The following is a 19643-nucleotide window of genomic DNA, read 5'->3' on the forward strand; positions in this document are numbered from 1 at the left end:
CACCACGCATACGAAGGCCGGCACCCCGAACGGGTGCCGGCCTTCGGCGTCTCCGGGTCAGGCCGGAGGCAGGACGAGCGTCCAGGTCGTGGTGGTCGTGCTGGCCGCCGCGCCCACCGCCGCCAGGCCGCCGTACGTGCCCGTCGGCACGCTGCTGCCCGAGTCGGCGAGGAGCGCGGTCACCCGGCCGCCGCCGGTCTGGGAGCTGTTGCTGCGCGCCTCGACGCCGGCCGGCGGGGTGAGCGCCGTGGACAGGCCGTCCCCGTGCATCCAGTACGACACGGCCCAGCTCTGGCCGGCGGTCACCGGCGCGTTCGGGGTGATCCGGGTGGCGGTGCTGGCCGGGTCGGTGGCCCTGGCGAAGGCCGGTGCGCTCGGCGCGACCCCCCGGTACGCGGCCACGATCAGGTTGCCCTTGGACTGGGCGTCGAGGGTGACGCGTACCGCCGATCCGGCGTCTCCGGCGGCGGCGACCTTCCACCAGGCGGTGGTGGTGGCGAAGCCACCGTCGAGCCGGTCGAGGCGGGTCCAGCCGGTGACCCCGGTCGGCTCGCCGGTGCCCGTGTGGGTGTTCTGGCTGAGCAGGAGCAGCAGCGTGTCACCCGGTTGGACGGTCGACGGCACGGTCACCGTGTGGCTCGTCCAGTTGGCGTTGGCGGTGGCCTGCCCGACGAAGGAGATCCGCTCAGGCACCGGCGCGACGGTGACGTCGACGGTCGCGGTGCCCGTGGCGCCCCGGTCGTCGGTGACCGTGAGGGTGACCGGGTAGGTGCCGGCGGCCGCGTACGTGTGCGAGGTGGTCGGCACGGAGACGGTGTCGTCGGTGGACCCGTCGCCGAAGTCCCAGCGGTGGTCCTGGATCGCGCCATCGGCGTCGGTGGAGCCGGCGCCGGTGAAGGTGCAGACCAGCCCGGAGCAGGTGGGGACGACCTGGGCAACCGGCGGCTGGTTCGCGGGGCCGCCGGAACCCTTGAGGATCTTCACGTAGTCGATGTCGCCGGCGAAGTAGTCGCAGGTGACCTGCACGCCGTCGCACTGGCTCTTGCCGCCGATGGAGAGCTGCTTGGTGTTCGCGATGGTGCCCGTCGACCCGGTCAGCCGGCTCATCCGTACCCCGTCGACGTACATCTCGACGTAGGTGGAGGTGCGGTTGCAGGTGACGGTGTGCCACTGGCCGTCGTTGATGGGCACATCGGTGTAGCCGGTCCGGGAGGCGCCGTCGCCGCCGCGGAACAGGCACTTCGGCTTGCCGTTCGGGGCCTCCAACTTCCAGTAGCCGCCGACGGTCCCGCCCTGTCCCTTCTGGAGGATGTTCCCGAAGGAGTACGTGGTCCGGTAGCGGATGGTGATCGAGAAGTCCCCGGCGTCCGGGTTGAACTCGGTGCTGTGCGGCACCAGGTTCACGTGTCCCGGGACGTACTCCTGGTCGGTGGGCAGGTGGGTGGCGAACCGGTGCCCGGTGGCGCCGGCGTAGCGGGCGCCCGTCACCACCTCCGCGCCGACCGCGCCGTTGCGGCCGTTGCCGCTGCTGTCCGTCAGCACTGTCGCCCCGGCCGGCTCGTCCATGCTCCAGAACGCGACGGTGCGGGTGGCGGTGGCCTGCGCGGGCGCGGCGCCGAGCGCCACCCCCGTGGCCACGAACAGGGCGGCCACGCCCAGCCGGGCGGTTGTGCGCCGCCACCGTCCCTGCCTGACTGACCGCATACGATCGCCTCCCAGCTCCACGGGCCCCCACCCTGTCACGCTGCCGGCCAGCGGTTCCATAACCCGTTAAGCGGATCCGTACCAGGTCCTCCGTGCGGCCGGGCGACCGATGTGGTCAGTGGCCGGCGACCCGGTGGACCGCCGGCGGCGAGAGGCCGGGTCAGCGCTGCCCACCGATCGGCCGGTGCGGGCACGAAAAGGGAGAAGGCCCGCCACCGCCTGCGGTGACGAGCCTTCGTTCGCTCGGAAAGCTGGTGGGCGATACTGGGTTTGAACCAGTGACCTCTTCCGTGTCAAGGAAGCGCGCTCCCACTGCGCCAATCGCCCGGGCGCTCGCCGGATCGAAGCACCGGCGACGGTCGGCCCGCGAGGGGCGGATCGCGAGCGGACGACGGGATTCGAACCCGCGACCCTCACCTTGGCAAGGTGATGCGCTACCAGCTGCGCTACGTCCGCGTTGTCGCCGGCTCGCGTCGGCGACGGGTGCAACTGTACCCGATGACAAGATCGCCGCGCGGCGGGGCCCCGGCGCGGCCGCGACCGCCGGGGTGACGGCCGCCACAGACAGGTGATTGCGCTGCTCGCCATGGGGGTACTGACTGCTGCGACAGCACAACCGTCCCCCCGAAGGAGGCTGTCGTGGGTATCGGAACGAGTATTTTCCTGATCGCGGTGGGCGCGATCCTCACCTTCGCGCTGGACGCCAGCATCGGCGGGGTCAACCTGGACGTCGTCGGCTGGATCCTGATGGCGGCCGGCGTCCTGGGCCTGATCATGACGACGCTGGTCTGGGGCCGCCGCCGCGCGGTGGTCACCACCGCCGAGCCGGTCGAGTACCGGCGCGTCGAGGAGCGCCGGGACGTGGCCCCGCCGCTCTGATCCCGGCCCGACCGGCCGACGGAGCTGATCGGTCCCCAGTCGCGTGCGAAACGGGGGCGCCGCCGGGCGCCCCCGTTTCGCGTACCCGGGTCAGCGCATCAGGTCGTTCAGCGTGCCGTAGTCGAGCGCGCCGTACGTCCCGGCGGTGAACGCCTCCTCGGCGGCCCGCCCGGCCACCGCGTACGCGGCCTCTGACGACCGAGGAACCGAGGCTCACCCGGGCCACCCCGAGCTTCGCCAGCGCCGCCACGCGCCGCGGTCGACCACCGAGCCGGCCCGGCGTACCGGACTGTCGCCGGCCGGGGTGTCGCAGCACCTCACGGCGCTGCGGGCGGCCGGGCTGGTGGTGACGCACCGGCAGGGCCGGTCGCTGCTGAGCAGCCGGACGGCCGTGGCGGAGGCGCTGCTGGGCGCGTCGGCGTGACCGGCCGGGAAATGCGAGAGGCCGTGTCGACTGATCGACACGGCCTCTGCGCTGGTGGGCGATACTGGGTTTGAACCAGTGACCTCTTCCGTGTCAAGGAAGCGCGCTCCCACTGCGCCAATCGCCCTCGCTCAACTGCCGAGGTGGAGACGGGATTTGAACCCGTGTACACGGCTTTGCAGGCCGTTGCCTCGCCTCTCGGCCACTCCACCGAGGTTGCCCCCGACATGCGTGGCGGCAGCTCCGAGCGGACGACGGGATTCGAACCCGCGACCCTCACCTTGGCAAGGTGATGCGCTACCAGCTGCGCTACGTCCGCGTGCCCCCGGAGTTATCCGGTGACGGATGAGAACTTTAGCCGAGGCCGGGAAGGGTTGCCAAATCGGGTCCCCTTTCGGGCGCGTCCGGGTGACGGACCCTCCCGTGGCCGGAGCTTCCTAGGAGCCTGGGTGGCAGGGGGAGGAGGGTCGACCGGCCCTCCGACCTGCGGATACGTCCACCCGACCCGCTGTCGGAGCACTGTCCGGCATCCGACTGTCGTACGACAGACCGGCCGCTTCGGTAACTCCTCGTGGTCAATCGGATGGGCTACGGTAACCAACGTGACGAGACGTGCCGCCGAGATCCGTCTGGACGCGCTGCTGCGCACGGCCTGTGAGGTGATCGCGGAACGGGGACTCGCCAACACCCGCACGGCCGACGTGGCCGAGGCCGCCGGGGTCAGCCAGGCCCTGGTCTTCTACCACTTCGCCACCAAGGACCGGCTGCTCGCGCAGGCGTTCGCCTACGCCGTCGAGCAGGACCTGAACCGGCTCGACACGGTGGTCCGCTCCAGCGCCGCGCCGCTGACCAAGCTCCGCCGGATGCTCCGCCTCTACGCCCCGACCGGCCGGTCGACCTCCTGGTCGATGTGGATCGACGGCTGGGCGGAGTCGCTGCGCACCCCGGAGCTGGAGAAGCTCTCCCGCCGGCTGGACCTGCGGTGGCGACGCGACCTGGCCACGGTGATCACCGACGGGGTGGCCGACGGCACCTTCGACTGCCCCGACCCGGCCGGCGCGGCCTGGCGGATCAGCGCCGTGATGGACGGCCTCGCGGTGCAGCTCGCGGTGCACGAACGGGTGATCACCCGCCGGCAGATCGCCGAGTGGGTCCGCCTCGTCGCGGCCCGCGAGCTGGGCCTGGAACCGGCCCAGCTGGACTGAGCGCGCCCGGTCCGGCGGCGGCGCGACGCTCCCGCAGCCGGTCCCCGGCCGGCGGGTGGACGTTGGCCAGCTCCAGGTCGCCGCCGTAGTGGGCGAGCACCCGGTGGTCCATCACCCGCCGCCAGACCGGCGGCAGCAGCGCGGCGACCACCATGGTGGCGTAGCCGGTGGGCAGCTGCGGGGAGGCGTCGAAGCTGCGCAGCGCCTGGTAGCGGCGCAACGGGTTGGCGTGGTGGTCGCTGTGCCGCTGGAGCTGGAAGAGGAAGACGTTGGTGACGGTCCGGTCGCTGTTCCAGCTGTGCCGGGGATCGACCTTCTCGTAGCGGCCGGCGGCGGTGCGCTGCCGGGCCAGCCCGTAGTGCTCCAGGTAGTTGACCACCTCCAGCAGGGAGAAGCCGACCACCGCCTGGAGCGCGAGGAAGACCAGCACCCCGGGGCCGAAGGCGACCGCCAGCACGGCGTAGAGCAGCACGGTCATGGCCCAGGCGTTGAGCACGTCGTTGCGCCAGGTCCACGGGGAACGGCCCCGCAGGCGCAACCGGCCGCTCTCCAGCCGCCACGCCGAGCGCAGGCTGCCCCAGACCGTACGCGGCCAGAACGCCCAGAACGTCTCGCCCAGCCGGGAGCTGGTTGGGTCCTCCGGGGTGGCGACCCGGGTGTGGTGACCCCGGTTGTGCTCGACGTGGAAGTGCCCGTAGCCGGTCGGCGCGAGGGCGATCCGGGAGAGCCACCGTTCCGCCGTCTCCCGCTTGTGGCCCAGCTCGTGGGCGGTGTTGATGGCGATGCCGTCGACCACCCCGACGGTCGCGACCAGGCCGGCGGCGGCCGGCCAGGACAGCCCGCCGTACGTCCACACGGCACAGCAGAGCACCAGGGCCGCGTACTGGGCGGGCAGGTAGAGGTAGGTGAGCCAGCGGTAGTAGCCGTCGGCCTGGAGCGCCGGGACCGCCTCCTCCGGCGGGTTTTCCCGGTCGTCCCCGATGAGCAGGTCGATCACGGGGATGACGCCGAAGACCACCGCCGGGGTGAGCCACCAGGCCCAGCCGGCGCCGGTCGCGTGCCAGAGCGACCAGGCGACGAAGGGCAGCGCGGGAACGAGCAGGGCGAGCGGCCAGAGCGGCTTGCGGGTGTCCCGCCAGGGGACGGTGTCGGTGCCCATCGTCAGCCTCCGATCCGTGAACTCCTGCCCAGACTGTGGCAGCCGTCACGCTGTTTTACAAGAGGCCAACTTTTGTAAACCAGTCTACCGCCGGCGCCCGCGGGCCGGCGGCCGCTCGTACGCCCACCCCGGGTCCTCCGGCGCCTCGGGGGCCGGGCGCAGCAGGCGCCGCATCCGCAGCAGCAGCCCCGCACCGAGGAAGACCAGCAGCCCGCCGAGGAGGAAGGCGCCCTGGACCACGCCGAAACCGCCTGAGGTGGACACCGGCCGGCCCGCCGCGCCGGGCGGCGGCTCGACCACCGCCGCCTCGCTCGACGGCTCGTCGGTCACCGGCTCCTCGGTGGCCGGGTCGGTCGGCTCGGCGCTGGTCGGGGTGGGCTCCTGCGTCGCCTCGGTCGGCTCGGTCGTCGCCTCCCGCCCCACCACCCCGCGGTCGGCGGTCTGCCGGGCCAGCAGGCGCAACCCCGGGTCGTACGCCTCGGCGGCGAAGCTCACCCGCCCGCGGCCCACGTCCTCGGCGAAGGCCACCCGGTAGCGGGCCGTGACGGTGCGGCCCGGGCAGAGCAGGCCCGGGTCCAGGTCGCGGTCGGTGAGCCGGGCGGTGTCCCCCTCGGTGCGGATCTCCAGCGGGAAGGAGCCGCTGTCCTCCACCCGGTCCACCTTGACCTGGTCCAGCCGCAGGCCCTGCACCCGCAGCAGCATCGACCAGCGCACCTTGACGCAGCCGCCCCCGTCGGAGCGGGACACCACGGCGGAGAGCGTCTCCACCCGGTCCCCGGCGGTGAACTCGTCCGGCAGGCCGCTCAGCTCGGTCGAGAAGGCGGCCGCCGCCCCGGCCGGCACGGCCGCGCCCAGCCCGGCCCCCGCCAGACAGGTCAGCACCATCCCGATCCGCAGCGCGTACCGCCACCCGCTCACCACCGTCTCCTCCCGTCGGCCGCGTCCACTCCGAAACGCTAGGAGCGCCACCGGAGCCCCGGTAGACGGGCGTGTTCGCACGAACCGCCAACATCGGGCCCCGTTCTCACCCAGGGTGGTGAACCGGTCACGGCCGCACCGCGACACGCCCGGGATCGCCCGCCGGCCCGCTTCCGGGGTACGACAGAATCACCCGGTGTCCGACCTGTCCGCGGCCTTCGTCCGGCTGCACGCCCGGCTCACCCCGGTCGCCTTCGTCCCCGAGGTGCGGCTGCACCAGGCCGACGAGCCGATCGGCCTCTGGGAGCTGACCGAGGGCGAGTTCCACAGCGCCCAACCGCCGCCGTTCTGGGCGTTCGCCTGGGCGGGTGGTCAGGCCCTCGCCCGCTATGTCACCGACCACCCCGAGCTGGTCGCCGGCCGCCGGGTGCTCGACCTCGCCTCCGGCTCCGGCCTGGTCGCCATCGCCGCCGCCCGGGGCGGCGCGGCAGGCGTCCGGGCCGTCGAGGTGGACGAGCGGGCCGTCGCGGCCGTCGCGCTCAACGCCGAGGCCAACGGGGTACGCGTCGACGCCGAACTCGGCGACATCCTGGACGGCGACGCCGGAGGCGCCGAGGTGGTGCTGGCCGGGGACGTCTTCTACAGCGAGGCGATGGCCCGCCGGATGCTGCGTTTCCTGCTCCGGGCCGCCCGGTCCGGGGCCCGGGTGCTGGTCGGCGACCCCGGCCGGGCGTTCCTGCCCCGCGAGCGCTTCCACGAGCTGGCCGCGTACGAGGTGCCGGTGCCGGAGGCGCTGGAGAGCGTACGGGTGAAGCACACCACCGTCTGGGAGCTGGACCCGGCTCCGCCCGGAGCCGCCCGCTAGCGTGACCGCCGTGCTGTTCCGGGGCTGGGGGGAGTCCGTCGACGGTCCGTGGCCCGACGCGGCCACCGTGGTCGACCACGTCGGCGTGCCGCACCTCGTGGTGACCCGGCACGCGCTGGTCCGGCGGCTGCTCACCGACCCGGAGACGTTCCGGCCGGACAACGCCCTCGACGCGGTGACCCCGATCCCGGTGGCCGCGCTGCGGGTGCTCGCCGGGCACCGGTTCCGGCTGCCCCCGACGCTCGCGAACAACGCGTCGGCCAGCCACCCGGAGATCCGCGCGATCGTCGCCGACGCCCTGCACCCCGACCGGGTGGCCGCCCAGCAGCCGTGGCTCACCGACCTGGTCCGGGAGCGGGTGACCCGGCTCGCCGCCGCCCTCGCCGCGGGCGAGCCGGTCGACCTGTACGCGGAGCTCGCCGCCGACCTGCCGCTGCTGGTGCTGGCTCGGCTGGTGGAGCTGCCGGACGCCCCGGTCGGCGCGGTCAAGGACTTCGCCCGGGCCGCCCTGGAGCTGTTCTGGGCGCCGCTCGACCCCGACCGGCAGCTCGCCCTCGCCGCCGAGGTGGGCCGGTTCCACACCGTGCTCCGCGCGTTCGCCGCCACCGGGGGCGGGCTGGCGGCCCGGCTGCGCGCCGCCCGGCACTCCCCCGACGTGGTGGTCGGCGCGCTGTTCTTCCTGCTGGTCGCCGGCCAGGAGACCACCTCCCAGTTCCTCACCCTGCTGCTGCACCGGCTGGCCGGTGAGCCGGCGGTGCGGGCCGGCCTGCGCGCGGGCGACTTCCCGGTCGCCGACGTGGTCGAGGAGGGGCTGCGGCTGGAGCCGCCGATCGTCACCTGGCGGCGGGTGGCCGCCGTGGACACCCGCCTCGGCGAGGTCGTGGTGCCGGCCGGCACCAGCATCGTCGCCTGGCTGGCCCGGGCCGGCCGGGACCCGGCCGTGGTGGCCGCGCCCGGCGAGTTCCGGCCCGGGCAGCGCGGCTCCCGCCGGCACCTGGCCTTCGGGGCCGGCCCGCACCGGTGCGTCGGGGCGCAGCTGGCCCGGATGGAGGCGGCCGTCGTGGTGGCCGAGGCCGCGCCGCTGCTCGACGGGGTGACCGTGGTCCGCCCGCCGTGGTGCCCGGACAATCTCACCTTCCGGATGCCCGACGCCTTCGTGGTCCGCCGCACCTGACGAAAGTCAGGGCCGACCGGTGCCCATCGGTGGCGGTGCGCCACCCCCGCCGCTCCCTACCGTCGGCGCATGATCACACTTCGTGGGTTGACGAAACGGTTCGGCGCGGCCATCGCGGTCGACGACCTGACCGTCGAGATCCGACCGGGGCAGGTGACCGGCTTCCTCGGCCCGAACGGCGCGGGCAAGTCCACCACCATGCGGATGGTGCTCGGGCTGGACCGGCCGACCGCCGGCCGGGCCCTGGTCAACGGCCGGCCGTACCGGGAGCTGCGGTACCCGCTGCACGAGGTCGGCGCGCTGCTCGACGCCACCGGCGTGCACCCGGCCCGCTCCGGGCGGGCGCACCTGCGGGCCATGGCCCGCAGCAACGGGATCCCGGGGCGGCGGGTGGACGAGGTGCTCGACCTGGTCGGGCTGGACGGGCGGGCCGCCGGCAAGCCGGGACGCGCGCTGTCGCTGGGCATGGGCCAGCGACTCGGCATCGCCGGGGCACTGCTCGGCGATCCGCCCGTGCTGCTGCTCGACGAGCCGGTCAACGGGCTCGACCCCGACGGGGTGCGGTGGATCCGCCGGTTCACCCGGGGCCTCGCCGACGAGGGACGCACCGTGCTGATCTCCAGCCACCTCATGAGCGAGATGCAGCAGACCGCCGACCGGGTGGTGGTGCTCGGCCGGGGCCGGCTGGTCGCCGACGCGCCGCTCGCCGAGCTGATCGCCGCCCGCCCGGCCAGCTCGGTCCGGGTACGCGGGCCCGAGCCGGCCGGCCTCGCGGTGCTGGAGGCGCGGCTGGCCGCCGAGGGGGCGACGGTCGACGCCGACGAGGACGGGCTGACCGTCACCGGCGCCACGGCCGGCCGGGTCGGCGACCTCGCGTACGAGCTGGGGGTGCGGTTGCACGAGCTGACCCCGGTGGCGGCCTCCCTGGAGGAGGCGTTCCTGGAGCTGACCGCCGGCAGCGTGGAGTACGCGGCCGGCCCGACCGGAGGCGAGACCCGATGACCGCGCTGCCCACCCGCACCCCGACCCGGCCGGCGTCCCGGCCCGCCCCGGTCGGCGGCCCGTTCACCGGGGCCGTGGCCGCCGAGTGGACCAAGCTCTGGTCGGTCCGGTCCACCTGGTGGACCCTGCTGGCCGCGACGCTGACCATGGCGGCCACCGCCGGCCAGCTCGCCATCTACGCGGTCAACGCCAACACCGACGACGACCCGAGCGTGAACCCCGGCATCCTGCCGGTCGGCGAGGTGGTCGCCGGCGCGCTGGACCTCACCCAGTACGTGGTGCTCGCCCTCGGCCTCTTCGCGATCACCAGCGAGTTCGCCACCGGCACGATCCGCACCACGCTGCGCTGCACCCCGTCCCGGGGCCGGGTGCTGGCGGCCAAGGCCGTCGTGGTCGGCGTGGTGACGTTCCTGGCCGGGCTGCCCCTCGGCGCGGTCGGCGCGGCGGTCGCCCGGCCGGTGCTCGGCGAGTGGGGTCGCGCCCCGCTGGGCGGCACCGTGGGTGACGTGGTCGCCTCGGCCGCGTACCTCGCGCTCGTGGGCGTGCTGGCGCTGGGGCTGGCGGCGGCGCTGCGCGGCGCGGTGCTCACCCTGACCGTGCTGTTCGCGCTGCTCATGATCGTGCCGCTGTCGCTCCAGGAGCCGGGGATCACCGTGCTCACCCGGATCGCCGACGCGTTCCCCGGGGTGGCCGGCACCCACTTCCTCGCCGGGGACACCGAGCCCTACCCGGCGGCGGTCGGGCTGCTGGTGCTCGCCGGCTGGGCCGGGGCCGCGCTGGCGCTGGGCCGCTGGGCGCTGCGCCGCCGGGACGCGTGAACGGGGCGGGGCTGGTCAGCCGGTCGGCGGAACCAGCCCCGCCTCGTACGCGAGGATCGCCGCCTGCACCCGGTTGCGCACGTCCAGCCGGGTGAAGATGCTGGTCAGGTAGCTCTTCACGGTGCCCTCGACGAGGTGCAGCCGGCGGGCGATCTCGGCGTTGGACAGCCCCGCCCCGACCAGGGCGAGCACCTCCCGCTCCCGGTCGGTCAGTCCGGCCAGCCGATCCCGCGCGTACGGGCCGCGGGCCAGCCGGCCGCCGCTGAGCTCGATGACCCGGCGCGCCACCCGCGGCGACAGGTACGCCCCGCCGTCGGCCACCGCCCGCAGGCCGGCCAGCAGCTCGCGCGGGTCGCCGGACTTGAGCAGGAACCCGCTCGCCCCGTGACCGAGCGCCCGGGAGATCAGGTCGTCGTCGCCGAACGTGGTGAGCATGACGCTGGCGGTCTCCGGCACCAGCCGCCGGATCTCCGCGGCCGCGGCCAGCCCGTCCTGCCGGGGCATCCGGATGTCCAGCAGCGCCACCCGGGGCCGGTGCGCCCGCACCAGCTCCACGGCCGCGTGGCCGTCGCCCGCCTCGCCCACCACCTCGATGCCCGGGTCGGCGGCCAGGATGGCCCGCACCCCGGCGCGCACCATCGCCTCGTCGTCGGCGAGCACCACCCGCAGGGGGCGCCCGTGGTCGTCGGTCACCGCGCGATCTTCTCCTTGCTGACCAGCCGGCCGTCGGCGAAGCAGAGCCGCCAGGTCGGCTCGGCGAACGGGAAGTTCCCGTCGGTGTAGTACTCGCAGCCCGCCGGGGCGCCCCCGGGCGGCGGGTCGGCCTGCCGGCGGGGCAGCCCGAGCGCGTCCCGCTCCTCGCCGACGCGCAGCCGCTCGTAGCCGGACCGGTCGAGGACCGCGCCCGCCGTGGCGAGCGGGTAGTAGACCAGCGCGAGCACCAGGGCGAGGCCGGCCGGCGCGCCGAACGCCACCAGCAGACTCCGCCGGGCCCTCCGCCGCGCCTCCCGCAATCCGCGCGCCGCCTCGCCGGTCCGGCCGTCCGCGGACATCGGGGCCGGCACGGTGCTGGCGTCGCCCGCGAGGGATACCGGGCCGGTGGTGAGGGGCAGGCGTGCCGTGACGGCGAACCCGGGGCCCCGGGGGCCTGCGTCGAGCACGCCCCCGGCGAGGCGGACCCGCTCGCGCAGGGCCAGCAGGCCAGAGCCGTGCGAGGACGGGCCTGGCAGCGGACCGGCCGGCGGCCGCCCGTTGACGATCGACACGGCCACGTCCCCGCCCGCCCGGCCCACGGTGACCGTGACCGGGGCGCCGGGGGCGTAGCGGGCGGCGTTGGTCAGCGCCTCGCGGACCAGCCGGTGCACCGCGTGCGCGACCAGTGGCGGCAGGTCCGCGCCATCCGGGTCGGACCGCAGCTCCACCGCCATCCCGGCGTCCCGCGCGCCGTCGACCAGTTCCGCCACACTCTCGCCGGCCGGCCGCAGCGAACCGGACCGCTCCTCGCGGAGCACGCCGATGATGTCGTGCAGCCGCTCGGTGGCCGTGGCCACGCTGGCCCGCAACTCCCCGGCCGCCGCACGGTGCGCGGGTGGCAGGTCGGCCGCGAGTTCCAGCGCGGCGGCGCGCAGCGCGATGAGGCTCAGGTCGTGCCCGAGCGAGTCGTGCATGTCCTGGGCGATACGGGCGCGTTCGCGCAGCCGTACCCGCTCCACCGCGGCCCGCCGCTCCCGCTCCTCGGCCTCGGCGTGCCGCGCCCCGGCGTCGGCGAGCGCCCGCTGCTGCCGGCGCAACCGGCCGAGCAGCCAGGGGAACACCCCGGCGAAGAGCAGCACGGAGGCGAGTAGGAACCAGGTGGCCGGGTTGGTGCCGAGCAGCCCGAGGTTGACCGCGGTGCCGGCGACCGCGACGGCCGCGAAGCCGGCGGCCACCCGGCCGGCGCCGGCGCTGCGCCGCCCAGCCAGGTAGCTGAACACCGGGATGGCGAACACGAAGTTGCCGTCGACAAGCGAGCCCAGCACCACCGCGAGCAGGGCCGCGAGGGGCCACCGGCGGCCGAACACCACCGCGAGGCCGAGCAGCGCCAGCGAGCCGGCCAGCAGCGGCACGGCGTGGCGCGGCCAGGGCGGGGAGAGCCCGGCGTACGCCACCGGGGCGGCGACCACGGCCCAGAGCAGCAGGTCACCGGCCCGGCGCCGGACGGCCGGCGGCGTTGGCTGCGGTTCCACGGCGGCCAGGCTACCCACGGCCGGATGGGCCGGACACCGACGAAAGTCAGGTGCTCAGCTGATCTCCTCGGCCCAGGCGCGCCAGTCGTCGAGGACGCCGTAGAGGGCCGGGGTGAGCCAGCCCGGGGCGGACCGGCGGAACACGCCCGGGTCCATCCCGCCGGCGCCCATCGGCACCGCGCCCAGCAGGTTCGGCACCAGGTCGGACAGGTTGAGCCAGTGCACCAGCTCCGGCTCGGCCGGCCAGGCGCCGATCACCACGCCGGCCGGGATGGCCCGGCGTTCCAGGGCCTCCAGGGTCAGCGCCGTGTGGTTGAGCGTGCCCAGCCCGGCACGGGCCACCACCACGGCCGGCGCGCCCAGCGACACCGCCAGGTCGGCCACCGTCCAGGGCTCGCCCGACGGGCGCAGACCCATGGGTACGAGCAGCCCGCCGGCCCCCTCGACGAGCACCAGGTCGTGCTTGTCGGCCTCCTCGCGGACGGCGTCGACCGCGGTGTAGAGCTCCAGCGGCTCCAGCTCGGCGACCCGGGCCGCGGCGAGCGGGGCGAGCGGATCCGGGTAGCTGGCCAGGGTCCGGCCGGTGAGCGGGGCGGCCAGCCGGGTCACCGAGTCGACGTCGCCGGGGTCGCCGGTGGCCGTACCCGTCTGGCCGGGCTTGACCACCGCGACCCGCAGCCCGGCGGCCTGCGCGGCGGCCGCGATCGCCGCGGTCACCACGGTCTTGCCCACCTCGGTGTCCGTGCCGGTCACCAGCACCGGTCCGGTCCAGCCGTTCGTCATGGCGCACACTCCACGATCACGTTCAGGGCCCGTTCGAAGTCGGCCCGGTCGACCCCGGCGCTGATGGTCAGCCGGAGCCGGGACCGGCTGTCCGGGGTGGACGGCGGCCGGAAGCAGCCCACCGCGACGCCCCGGTCCCGGCAGTCGGCCGCCCAGGCGGTCGCGGCCTCCGGGCCGGGGGCGGTCACCGAGACCACCGCCCCGTCCGGGGCGGAGACCTCCAGCCCGGCCGCGCTCAACCGGCGCACCGCGAGGGCGGCCCGCTCGGCCAGCTCGGCGCGCAGCCCGTCGCCGGCCCGGGCCAGCCCGACGGCGGCGCGTACCCCGGCCACCACGGCCGGCGGCGGCGCGGTGTCGAAGATGAAGGTGCGGCCGGTCTCCACGAGGTGCCGGACGAACTCCGCCGGCCCGGCCACCACACCGCCGGCCCCGCCGAGCGCCTTGGACAGGGTCGCGGTCACCACCACGTCGGGCTCGCCGGCCAGCCCGGCCGCGGCCACCCCGCCGGCTCCGGCCGGGCCGGTGACGCCGAGCGCGTGCGCGTCGTCGACCAGCAGCAGCGCGCCGTGCCGGCGGGCCACGGCGTGCAGCGCCGCGAGGGGGGCGAGGTCGCCGTCGACGGAGAAGACCGACTCGGTCACCACCACCGCCGGGCGGCCCGGGGCGGCGGCCAGCGCGGCGGCCACCGCATCGACGTCGGCGTGCGGAGTGACGATCGTCTCGGTGCCGGAGATCCGACAGCCGTCGATCAGCGAGGCGTGGTTGTGGGCGTCGGAGACGAGCAGCGTACGCGGCTGCACCAGGCCCCGGACGGCGGCGAGGTTGGCCAGGTAGCCGGAGGAGAAGACCAGCGCCCGGTCGGTGCCGAGCCATTCGGCCAGGTCGTCCTCGAGGGCGTGGTGCGGGTCGGTGGAGCCGCGCACCAGCCGCGACCCGGTGGCGCCCAGCCCGTACGCCGACAGCGCCCGACCGGCCGCGGCGGTGACCTCCGGGTGGGTGGCCAGGCCGAGGTAGTCGTTGCCGGCCAGGTCGACGACGGCGTCGCCGGCGGCGCGCGGGCGCAGCGTGCGGGTGAGCCCCGCCTTCGCGCGCAGCTGGGCGCGGCGGTCCAGGGCCGCCAGCCAGTCCGCCACCGTCACGTCCCTTTCCCCGACCCGTCGCCCCGCCGGGCGCTTCCGCGGGGCGAAGTTACCACCCGGCCGGACGGCCCCGGCGTGGCGCGGTCCGGCTCGCCGCGCCTGCTCCCGGGGGCCGGACGCGGCCGTTTCCCGGCCCCCGAGGGGCCTTGTAGGGTACGAGCCATGCCAGAGATCCTCGACCAGGCCCGGACCCAGGTGCTGGAGAACGGCGTCGGCCTCGACGAGGCCGGCGTCCTCGCCGTGCTGAACCTGCCCGACGAGCACCTGCCCGCCGCCCTCCAGCTCGCCCACGAGGTGCGGATGCGCTGGTGCGGCCCGGAGGTCGAGGTCGAGGGCATCGTCTCGCTGAAGACCGGCGGCTGCCCGGAGGACTGCCACTTCTGCTCGCAGTCCGGCCTGTTCACCTCGCCGGTCCGCTCGGTCTGGCTGGACATCCCGGCGCTGGTCGAGGCGGCGAAGCAGACCGCGGCGACCGGGGCCACCGAGTTCTGCATCGTGGCCGCCGTGCGCGGCCCCGACGCGCGGCTCATGAAGCAGATGCGCGAGGGCGTGGCCGCCATCAAGGCGGAGGTGGACATCCAGGTCGCCGCCTCCCTGGGCATGCTCACCCAGGAGCAGGTCGACGAGCTGGTCGAGATGGGCGTGCACCGCTACAACCACAACCTGGAGACCTGCCGCTCCTACTTCCCGAACGTGGTCACCACGCACTCGTGGGAGGAGCGCTGGGAGACCCTCAAGATGGTCCGCGAGTCCGGCATGGAGGTCTGCTGCGGCGGCATCCTCGGCCTGGGCGAGACGGTGGAACAGCGCGCCGAGTTCGCCGCGCAGCTCGCCGAGCTGGACCCGCACGAGGTGCCGCTGAACTTCCTCAACCCGCGCCCGGGCACCCCGCTCGCCGACCGCCAGGTGGTCGAAGGCAAGGACGCGCTGCGCGCGATCGCCGCGTTCCGGCTGGCCATGCCGCGCACCATCCTCCGGTACGCGGGCGGCCGGGAACTCACCCTCGGCGACCTGGGCACCCGGGACGGCCTGCTCGGCGGCATCAACGCGGTCATCGTCGGCAACTACCTGACCACGCTGGGCCGGCCGGCGACCGACGACCTGAAGCTGCTGGACGACCTGAAGATGCCGGTGAAGGCGCTCTCCGCCACCCTGTGAGGACGACGTGACCGAGCTTGTCGAGCCCCCGGCGCCGGCCGACCCCGCCGCCGGCCCGCGCTGGTGCGACCGCTGTGGTGAGTCCGTCGCGGCGGGCCCGCACGGGGCGTGTGCGGCGGCCCGGGCGCTGGAGCCGCCACGCTGGTGCGCGCATTGCCGGCGGCGGATGAGGGTGCAGGTCGTGCCGACCGGCTGGTCGGCGGTCTGCGTCGAGCACGGCGAGATCCGGGGCTGACGTGCTGCGGGGGCGGGCGGTGACGTTGCGGCCGGCGACCGACGCCGACGTGCCGGCGCTCGCGGCCATCCGGGCCACGCCGGAGGTACGCCGCTGGTGGCGCGGCGACGACGACCTCGCCGAGGCGGTCCGCGCCGACCTGGCCGACGACGACCTGACCGTCTACGCGATCGAGCACGACGGCAAGCTGGTCGGCGCGATCCAGTGGTACGCCGAGACCGACCCCGACTACCGCCACGCCAGCCTGGACATCTTCCTGGACCCGCAGGCCCGCGGCGCCGGCCTCGGCGGGGACGCCATCCGCACCCTGGTCCGGCACCTGGCCGACGAGTACGGCCATCACCGCTTCACGATCGACCCGGCGGCGGCGAACACCGCGGCCATCCGGGCGTACGCGAAGGTCGGGTTCCGGCCGGTGGGCATCATGCGCCGCTACGAGCGGGGCGCGGACGGCCGCTGGCACGACGCCCTGCTCATGGACCTGCTCGCCGACGAACTCCCCGGCTGAGGGCCCCGCTCAGCGGGTCCGGATCCAGTAACGACGGAGACGGCCCAACTCGGTGTCCCGCACGTCTTCCAGCACGCCGCCGTGCCGCTCGATGGTCCGCGCCGACGCGGTGTTGTCGACGTCGCAGGTGACCAGGACGGGGTCGATGCCCCGCCGGGCCGCCTCGGCGAGCGCCTCGCCGAGCGCGAAGGTCGCCAGCCCGCGCCGGCGGGCCGCGGGCCGCATCCCGTAGCCGATGTGGCCGCCGGCCCGCATCAGGAAGTCGTTGAGGCGCAGCCGCAGGCTGACGGCGCCGAGCACCTCGTCGCCCTCGACGATCCACCAGTAGAGCGCCGGGACCAGCCCCGCCGGCAGCCGGGACTCGTCCGTGGCGTCCCGGAGCTGGCGTACCCAGGTCGCGAAGCCCTCCGGCGAGTCGACGTCGTCGCTCGGCTTCAGCCCGCTGCCGTCCTGGTGGACGCCCCGCCCCCAGTCGTCCCGGGCGGCCAGCCAGGACCGGTGCAGGCGGGCGGTCGGGGTGATCAGCTCCGGCATGCGGGCAGGTTAGCGGCGTGATCGGTGGCTCGACCACCGAGTTCCGGGCGGTCAGCCGTCCCAGCGCTTCGCGCCGGACGTCCGGGTTGGTCCGGCTGGCCGGATACCGCCGCACGTCCACGACGAGCGCCACCCCGGCACCGGCCAGCAACTCCCCCAGCCGCTCCCGATCCGCGGCCCCGTGCCCCACCGTCACCAACACGCCTCCGAGGTTCCCCGAATCTCGGCGACCTACCGCGAACGGTAAGCCGCCAAGATCTCGATGGCTCAGGAGACGGTGCAGGGGGAGCCGTTGAGGGTGAAGGTGGTGGGTCTCGGGTTGGTGCCGCTGTGGGTGCCGTTGAAGCCGAAGCTGGTCGACGCGCCCGGCGCCAGCGTGCCGTTGTAGGAGACGTTCGTCGCGGTGACCGCGGTGCCGGTCTGGGTGAAGTTGGCCGACCAGCCCTGGCCCACCTTCTGTCCGCTGCTGGGGAAGGTGAAGGCGAGCGTCCAGCCGTTGATGCCGCTGGTCCCGGTGTTGGTGATGGTGATGTTCGCGGTGAACCCGGTGTCCCAGCTGCTCGTCGTCCAGGTCACCGCGCAGCCGCCGCCGGCCGGCGGGTCCGCGGTGGTGACGGTGAGCGGCGGCGAGGCCGTCGAGACGTTGCCGGCCGCGTCCACCGCGACCACGGTGAAGGTGTACGCCGTGGCGGCGGTCAGCCCGGTGACCGCGAGGGTGGTGCCGGTGGCCGACCCGACGAGGACGTTCCAGGACCGGTAGACCCGGTAGCCGGTGACGCCCACGTTGTCGGTGGCCGGACCCCAGGTGAGAGTGAGCCCGGTCGGGCCGACGGCCGAGGCGGTGGCGGTGCCGGGCACGGTCGGCGCGGTGGTGTCGGGGGTGGCCGGCCCGGGCTCCTCGCCCCAGACCCGCGTCCCGTCGGCGTAGAGCGGCACCTTCCGGTTGGGGCCGGCGGTGGCCTGGTACGACGGGTCGTTGGTGGGATCCCAGGTGCCGCCCTCGGGCACGCCGACCTTGAACTGCACCTCCATCCGGTGCTGGGACTGCCCGGCGGGCGCGATGGTGTACCCGGTGCAGTCGACCTCGACGTACCAGATGTCGCCGGAGAACTGCCGGGCCGTGGTGGGTGACGGGCAGCCCTGCGTGTAGCCGGGGGTGACCTGCACCGGGCCGGTGCCGTCGGGGCGGAAGTAGTAGCGGAACTTCGCGGTGGTCAGCGCCCGGGCCGGGAAGGCGGACTTGTTGTAGACGATCGCCTTGAGTCCGGTGGCCCGGGTCTCGGCCTGCATGACCGTGGTCTCGACGGTCAGCTCGTCCAGGTCGGGCGTCTCGGCGGTCGGGAAGCCGGCGAGCGGGCTGCCGCCGTACTCGGAGGTCAGCCGGGCCAGGGCGGAGGTGAAGCCGGCGTTGTAGTCGGTGGCGACCTCGTTCATGACGTAGTCGGAGCGGCTGTCGGTGTACGCGTCGTTGGCCGAGGACGGGCCGCCGACCAGCGCGCCGTAGAGCACGTGGCGGGTCTCGGTGGGCACGGTCTGGCTGTCCCACCAGGAGCCGTGCGCGGTGCGGTGGTGCGGGTTGCGCGGGGAGTTGGCCCCGAAGCCGATCAGGTAGCTGGAGTTGCGCGGGTTGTCGCCGAGCGCGTAGTTGATCTGCCGGACGGCGAAGTCGTGGTAGCGCGCCTTGCGGGTGGCGTCGCTCGTCCGGTCGCTGTAGACGAGTGCGGCGAAGGCGGTGTTGGCGGCGTAGCGCAGGGAGCCCCAGGAGTCGAGGACGGCCTCGCCGCCGGGCGAGTAGTTGACCCGGGAGCCGTTGACGCCGACGGTCCACCAGTCGAGCCAGCGGTTGGCGTCGTCGACGTACTTCTGCTTGCCGGTCAGGTTGGCCAGCAGCACGTACGTCCCGAACTGCTTGTTGTCCCAGGCGATCGTCCACTTGTAGGAGCGGGTGGTGGACTGCGGCTCGGTGCCGAGCTTGTCGTACTCGCTCTCCGCCTTGGTCAGGTAGGCGGCGTCGCCGGTGGCCCGGTAGAGCCAGATTGCGCCCCAGACCAGCTCGTCCTGCCACCCGCTCCACGACCGGTAGAAGCTCGTCGCGTCGGTGATGCACTCGTGGTAGCTCTTCCGCACCGTGTCGGCGAACGTGTAGAGCTGCTTCGCGTGGCCGAGCAGCTTGTCGGCGTAGGCGGCGTCGGTGGGCCGGAACACCATCGAGGAGGCGGCCATGGCGGCCGCCGTCTCCCCCGCCAGGTCCGCGCCGCCACAGCTCGCATCGATCTTGTATGCGGGCCGCGCCATCGGCAGCACCTCGGCCGGCCCCCACCACTTGTGGTCGTCGTCGCCCTTGCCGACCTGGCCGTAGAGCACGTTGGGGGCGGGGTGCGCCGTCACGAACCAGTCGTTCACCCAGCGGAGGTTGTTGAGCAGGTGCGGCAGTTGGCCGGAGGCGGTGTAGCCGGCGCGGTACTCGACCGCGCCCCAGGCCAGCATGGTGGTGCTGAACGCCATGGGGAACCCGAACTTCACGTGGTCGCCGGCGTCGTACCAGCCGCCGGTGAGGTCGAGGCCGACGTCCGCCCCGTCGGTGAGGGCCGAGTCGCCGCGCCAGGAGACCCGGTTCCAGGCCGGCTTCTTCCCGGACTGCTGCGCCTCGTAGAAGAACAGCGACTTCTGCAACGCCTCCGCGTAGTTGAAAGCGGGCGCGGCCAAGCCACGTCCGGTCCGCACGCTGGCGGCGGCAGGGACCGCGCCGTAGTTGAAGGCGGGCGCGGCGGCGGCCGGTGCGGGCGGCGGGACGGTGACGGTCGCGGCCAGGCCGGCGGCCAGCGCGACGCCGGTGGCGAGCAGCCGGCGGAGCCGGGACCGGCCACCACGGGGTGACGGGGTCGGAAGGGGCATGGCGAGCTCCTGTGGGTG

At 74.7% G+C, this 19643-nt stretch carries 19 protein-coding genes, 5 tRNA genes and 1 pseudogene; 10 read left to right on the plus strand and 15 right to left on the minus strand.

What is annotated here, in order from left to right; translation table 11 throughout:
* Positions 1-57 precede the first annotated feature (57 nt).
* From FXF50_RS13675 to FXF50_RS13685, 3 genes are all read right to left on the minus strand, one after another.
* Positions 58-1704, minus strand: coding sequence for a PKD domain-containing protein (locus FXF50_RS13675; RefSeq protein ID WP_148427819.1), 1647 nt, complete (start codon positions 1702-1704; stop codon positions 58-60).
* 252 nt (positions 1705-1956) lie between these two features.
* Positions 1957-2031: transfer RNA gene (locus tag FXF50_RS13680), tRNA-Val, on the minus strand.
* 56 nt (positions 2032-2087) lie between these two features.
* A tRNA-Gly gene (locus FXF50_RS13685) sits at positions 2088-2160 on the minus strand.
* A gap of 183 nt (positions 2161-2343) precedes the next feature.
* On the opposite strand from FXF50_RS13685, the gene FXF50_RS13690 reads away from it, so the two are divergent.
* Together FXF50_RS13690 and FXF50_RS13695 are read left to right on the plus strand one after the other, a co-directional pair.
* Complete coding sequence (locus FXF50_RS13690) at positions 2344-2583, plus strand: DUF6458 family protein (RefSeq protein WP_148427821.1); 240 nt, start codon at positions 2344-2346, stop codon at positions 2581-2583.
* Between the two features lie 145 nt (positions 2584-2728).
* Positions 2729-3007 (plus strand): helix-turn-helix domain-containing protein, encoded by a 279-nt coding sequence (locus FXF50_RS13695; protein ID WP_148427823.1) that lies wholly within the window; start codon positions 2729-2731, stop codon positions 3005-3007.
* Between the two features lie 52 nt (positions 3008-3059).
* Here FXF50_RS13695 and FXF50_RS13700 read toward each other — a convergent pair.
* The 3 genes from FXF50_RS13700 to FXF50_RS13710 all read right to left on the minus strand — a co-directional run bounded on the left by FXF50_RS13700 (position 3060) and on the right by FXF50_RS13710 (position 3326).
* Positions 3060-3134 (minus strand) — tRNA-Val (locus FXF50_RS13700).
* A 14-nt stretch (positions 3135-3148) separates the two neighbouring features.
* Positions 3149-3219, minus strand: a tRNA-Cys gene (locus tag FXF50_RS13705).
* A gap of 34 nt (positions 3220-3253) precedes the next feature.
* A tRNA-Gly gene (locus FXF50_RS13710) sits at positions 3254-3326 on the minus strand.
* Between the two features lie 283 nt (positions 3327-3609).
* On the opposite strand from FXF50_RS13710, the gene FXF50_RS13715 reads away from it, so the two are divergent.
* On the plus strand, positions 3610-4212 hold the full coding sequence (locus FXF50_RS13715; protein ID WP_148427825.1) for a TetR/AcrR family transcriptional regulator: 603 nt from the start codon (positions 3610-3612) through the stop codon (positions 4210-4212).
* Here the strand turns inward: FXF50_RS13715 and FXF50_RS13720 are convergent.
* A complete protein-coding gene (locus tag FXF50_RS13720; protein ID WP_148427827.1) occupies positions 4133-5371 on the minus strand; it encodes an alkane 1-monooxygenase in 1239 nt (412 codons plus the stop codon). The two genes, FXF50_RS13715 and FXF50_RS13720, sit on opposite strands and share 80 nt — an antisense overlap.
* An 84-nt stretch (positions 5372-5455) precedes the next feature.
* Positions 5456-6289 carry a hypothetical protein gene (locus tag FXF50_RS13725; protein ID WP_148427829.1) on the minus strand — a complete coding sequence of 278 codons (834 nt, stop codon included), beginning with the start codon at positions 6287-6289 and terminating at the stop codon, positions 5456-5458.
* A 196-nt stretch (positions 6290-6485) separates the two neighbouring features.
* Here FXF50_RS13725 and FXF50_RS13730 point away from each other — a divergent pair, with 196 nt between their 5' ends.
* The 4 genes from FXF50_RS13730 (at position 6486) to FXF50_RS13745 (ending at position 10148) form a co-directional block, all read left to right on the plus strand.
* Positions 6486-7154, plus strand: coding sequence for a methyltransferase (locus tag FXF50_RS13730; protein ID WP_148427831.1), 669 nt, complete (start codon positions 6486-6488; stop codon positions 7152-7154).
* Between the two features lies 1 nt (position 7155).
* On the plus strand, positions 7156-8328 hold the full coding sequence (locus tag FXF50_RS13735; protein ID WP_148427833.1) for a cytochrome P450: 1173 nt from the start codon (positions 7156-7158) through the stop codon (positions 8326-8328).
* Positions 8329-8397: 69 nt separating this feature from the next.
* Positions 8398-9330, plus strand: a complete 933-nt coding sequence (locus FXF50_RS13740) for an ABC transporter ATP-binding protein (protein ID WP_148427834.1) — start codon at positions 8398-8400, stop codon at positions 9328-9330.
* Positions 9327-10148, plus strand: coding sequence for an ABC transporter permease (locus FXF50_RS13745; protein ID WP_148427836.1), 822 nt, complete (start codon positions 9327-9329; stop codon positions 10146-10148). The genes FXF50_RS13740 and FXF50_RS13745 overlap by 4 nt, the downstream gene beginning before the upstream one ends.
* 15 nt (positions 10149-10163) lie before the next feature.
* On the opposite strand, the gene FXF50_RS13750 is transcribed toward FXF50_RS13745, so the two are convergent.
* Genes FXF50_RS13750 through FXF50_RS13765 form a run of 4 tightly spaced genes read right to left on the minus strand, consistent with a single transcriptional unit; the run spans position 10164 to position 14289 of the window.
* A complete protein-coding gene (locus FXF50_RS13750) occupies positions 10164-10787 on the minus strand; it encodes a response regulator transcription factor (RefSeq protein WP_212838765.1) in 624 nt (207 codons plus the stop codon).
* Positions 10788-10837: 50 nt separating this feature from the next.
* Positions 10838-12373, minus strand: coding sequence for a sensor histidine kinase (locus FXF50_RS13755; RefSeq protein ID WP_148427840.1), 1536 nt, complete (start codon positions 12371-12373; stop codon positions 10838-10840).
* A gap of 54 nt (positions 12374-12427) precedes the next feature.
* On the minus strand, positions 12428-13156 hold the full coding sequence (gene bioD, locus FXF50_RS13760) for a dethiobiotin synthase (protein ID WP_148427842.1): 729 nt from the start codon (positions 13154-13156) through the stop codon (positions 12428-12430).
* Positions 13153-14289, minus strand: a complete 1137-nt coding sequence (locus FXF50_RS13765; RefSeq protein ID WP_148428311.1) for an 8-amino-7-oxononanoate synthase — start codon at positions 14287-14289, stop codon at positions 13153-13155. Before FXF50_RS13765 ends, bioD begins: the two co-directional genes overlap by 4 nt.
* Positions 14290-14457: 168 nt before the next feature.
* Here FXF50_RS13765 and bioB point away from each other — a divergent pair, with 168 nt between their 5' ends.
* The 3 genes from bioB to FXF50_RS13780 are packed head-to-tail and all read left to right on the plus strand — an operon-like array spanning position 14458 to position 16196.
* On the plus strand, positions 14458-15453 hold the full coding sequence (gene bioB / locus FXF50_RS13770) for a biotin synthase BioB (RefSeq protein WP_148427844.1): 996 nt from the start codon (positions 14458-14460) through the stop codon (positions 15451-15453).
* Positions 15454-15460: 7 nt separating this feature from the next.
* Positions 15461-15688: a hypothetical protein gene (locus tag FXF50_RS13775; RefSeq protein WP_148427846.1), complete on the plus strand. Its 228-nt coding sequence runs from the start codon at positions 15461-15463 to the stop codon at positions 15686-15688.
* A 1-nt stretch (position 15689) separates the two neighbouring features.
* Positions 15690-16196 (plus strand): GNAT family N-acetyltransferase, encoded by a 507-nt coding sequence (locus FXF50_RS13780; protein WP_148427848.1) that lies wholly within the window; start codon positions 15690-15692, stop codon positions 16194-16196.
* A 9-nt stretch (positions 16197-16205) separates the two neighbouring features.
* Here FXF50_RS13780 and FXF50_RS13785 read toward each other — a convergent pair whose 3' ends face one another.
* From FXF50_RS13785 to FXF50_RS13795, 3 genes and pseudogenes are all read right to left on the minus strand, one after another.
* Positions 16206-16730, minus strand: a complete 525-nt coding sequence (locus tag FXF50_RS13785) for a GNAT family N-acetyltransferase (RefSeq protein WP_148427850.1) — start codon at positions 16728-16730, stop codon at positions 16206-16208.
* Between the two features lie 103 nt (positions 16731-16833).
* A pseudogene (locus FXF50_RS29855) lies at positions 16834-16932 on the minus strand (DUF488 domain-containing protein); the annotation flags it as partial.
* A gap of 65 nt (positions 16933-16997) precedes the next feature.
* Entirely contained in the window at positions 16998-19625 is a 2628-nt protein-coding gene (locus FXF50_RS13795; RefSeq protein ID WP_148427851.1) for a glycoside hydrolase family 9 protein, read from the minus strand.
* Positions 19626-19643 lie beyond the last annotated feature (18 nt).

It is taken from the genome of Micromonospora sp. AP08 (assembly GCF_008085935.1).
Taxonomy (GTDB): Bacteria; Actinomycetota; Actinomycetes; order Mycobacteriales; family Micromonosporaceae; genus Micromonospora; species Micromonospora chersina.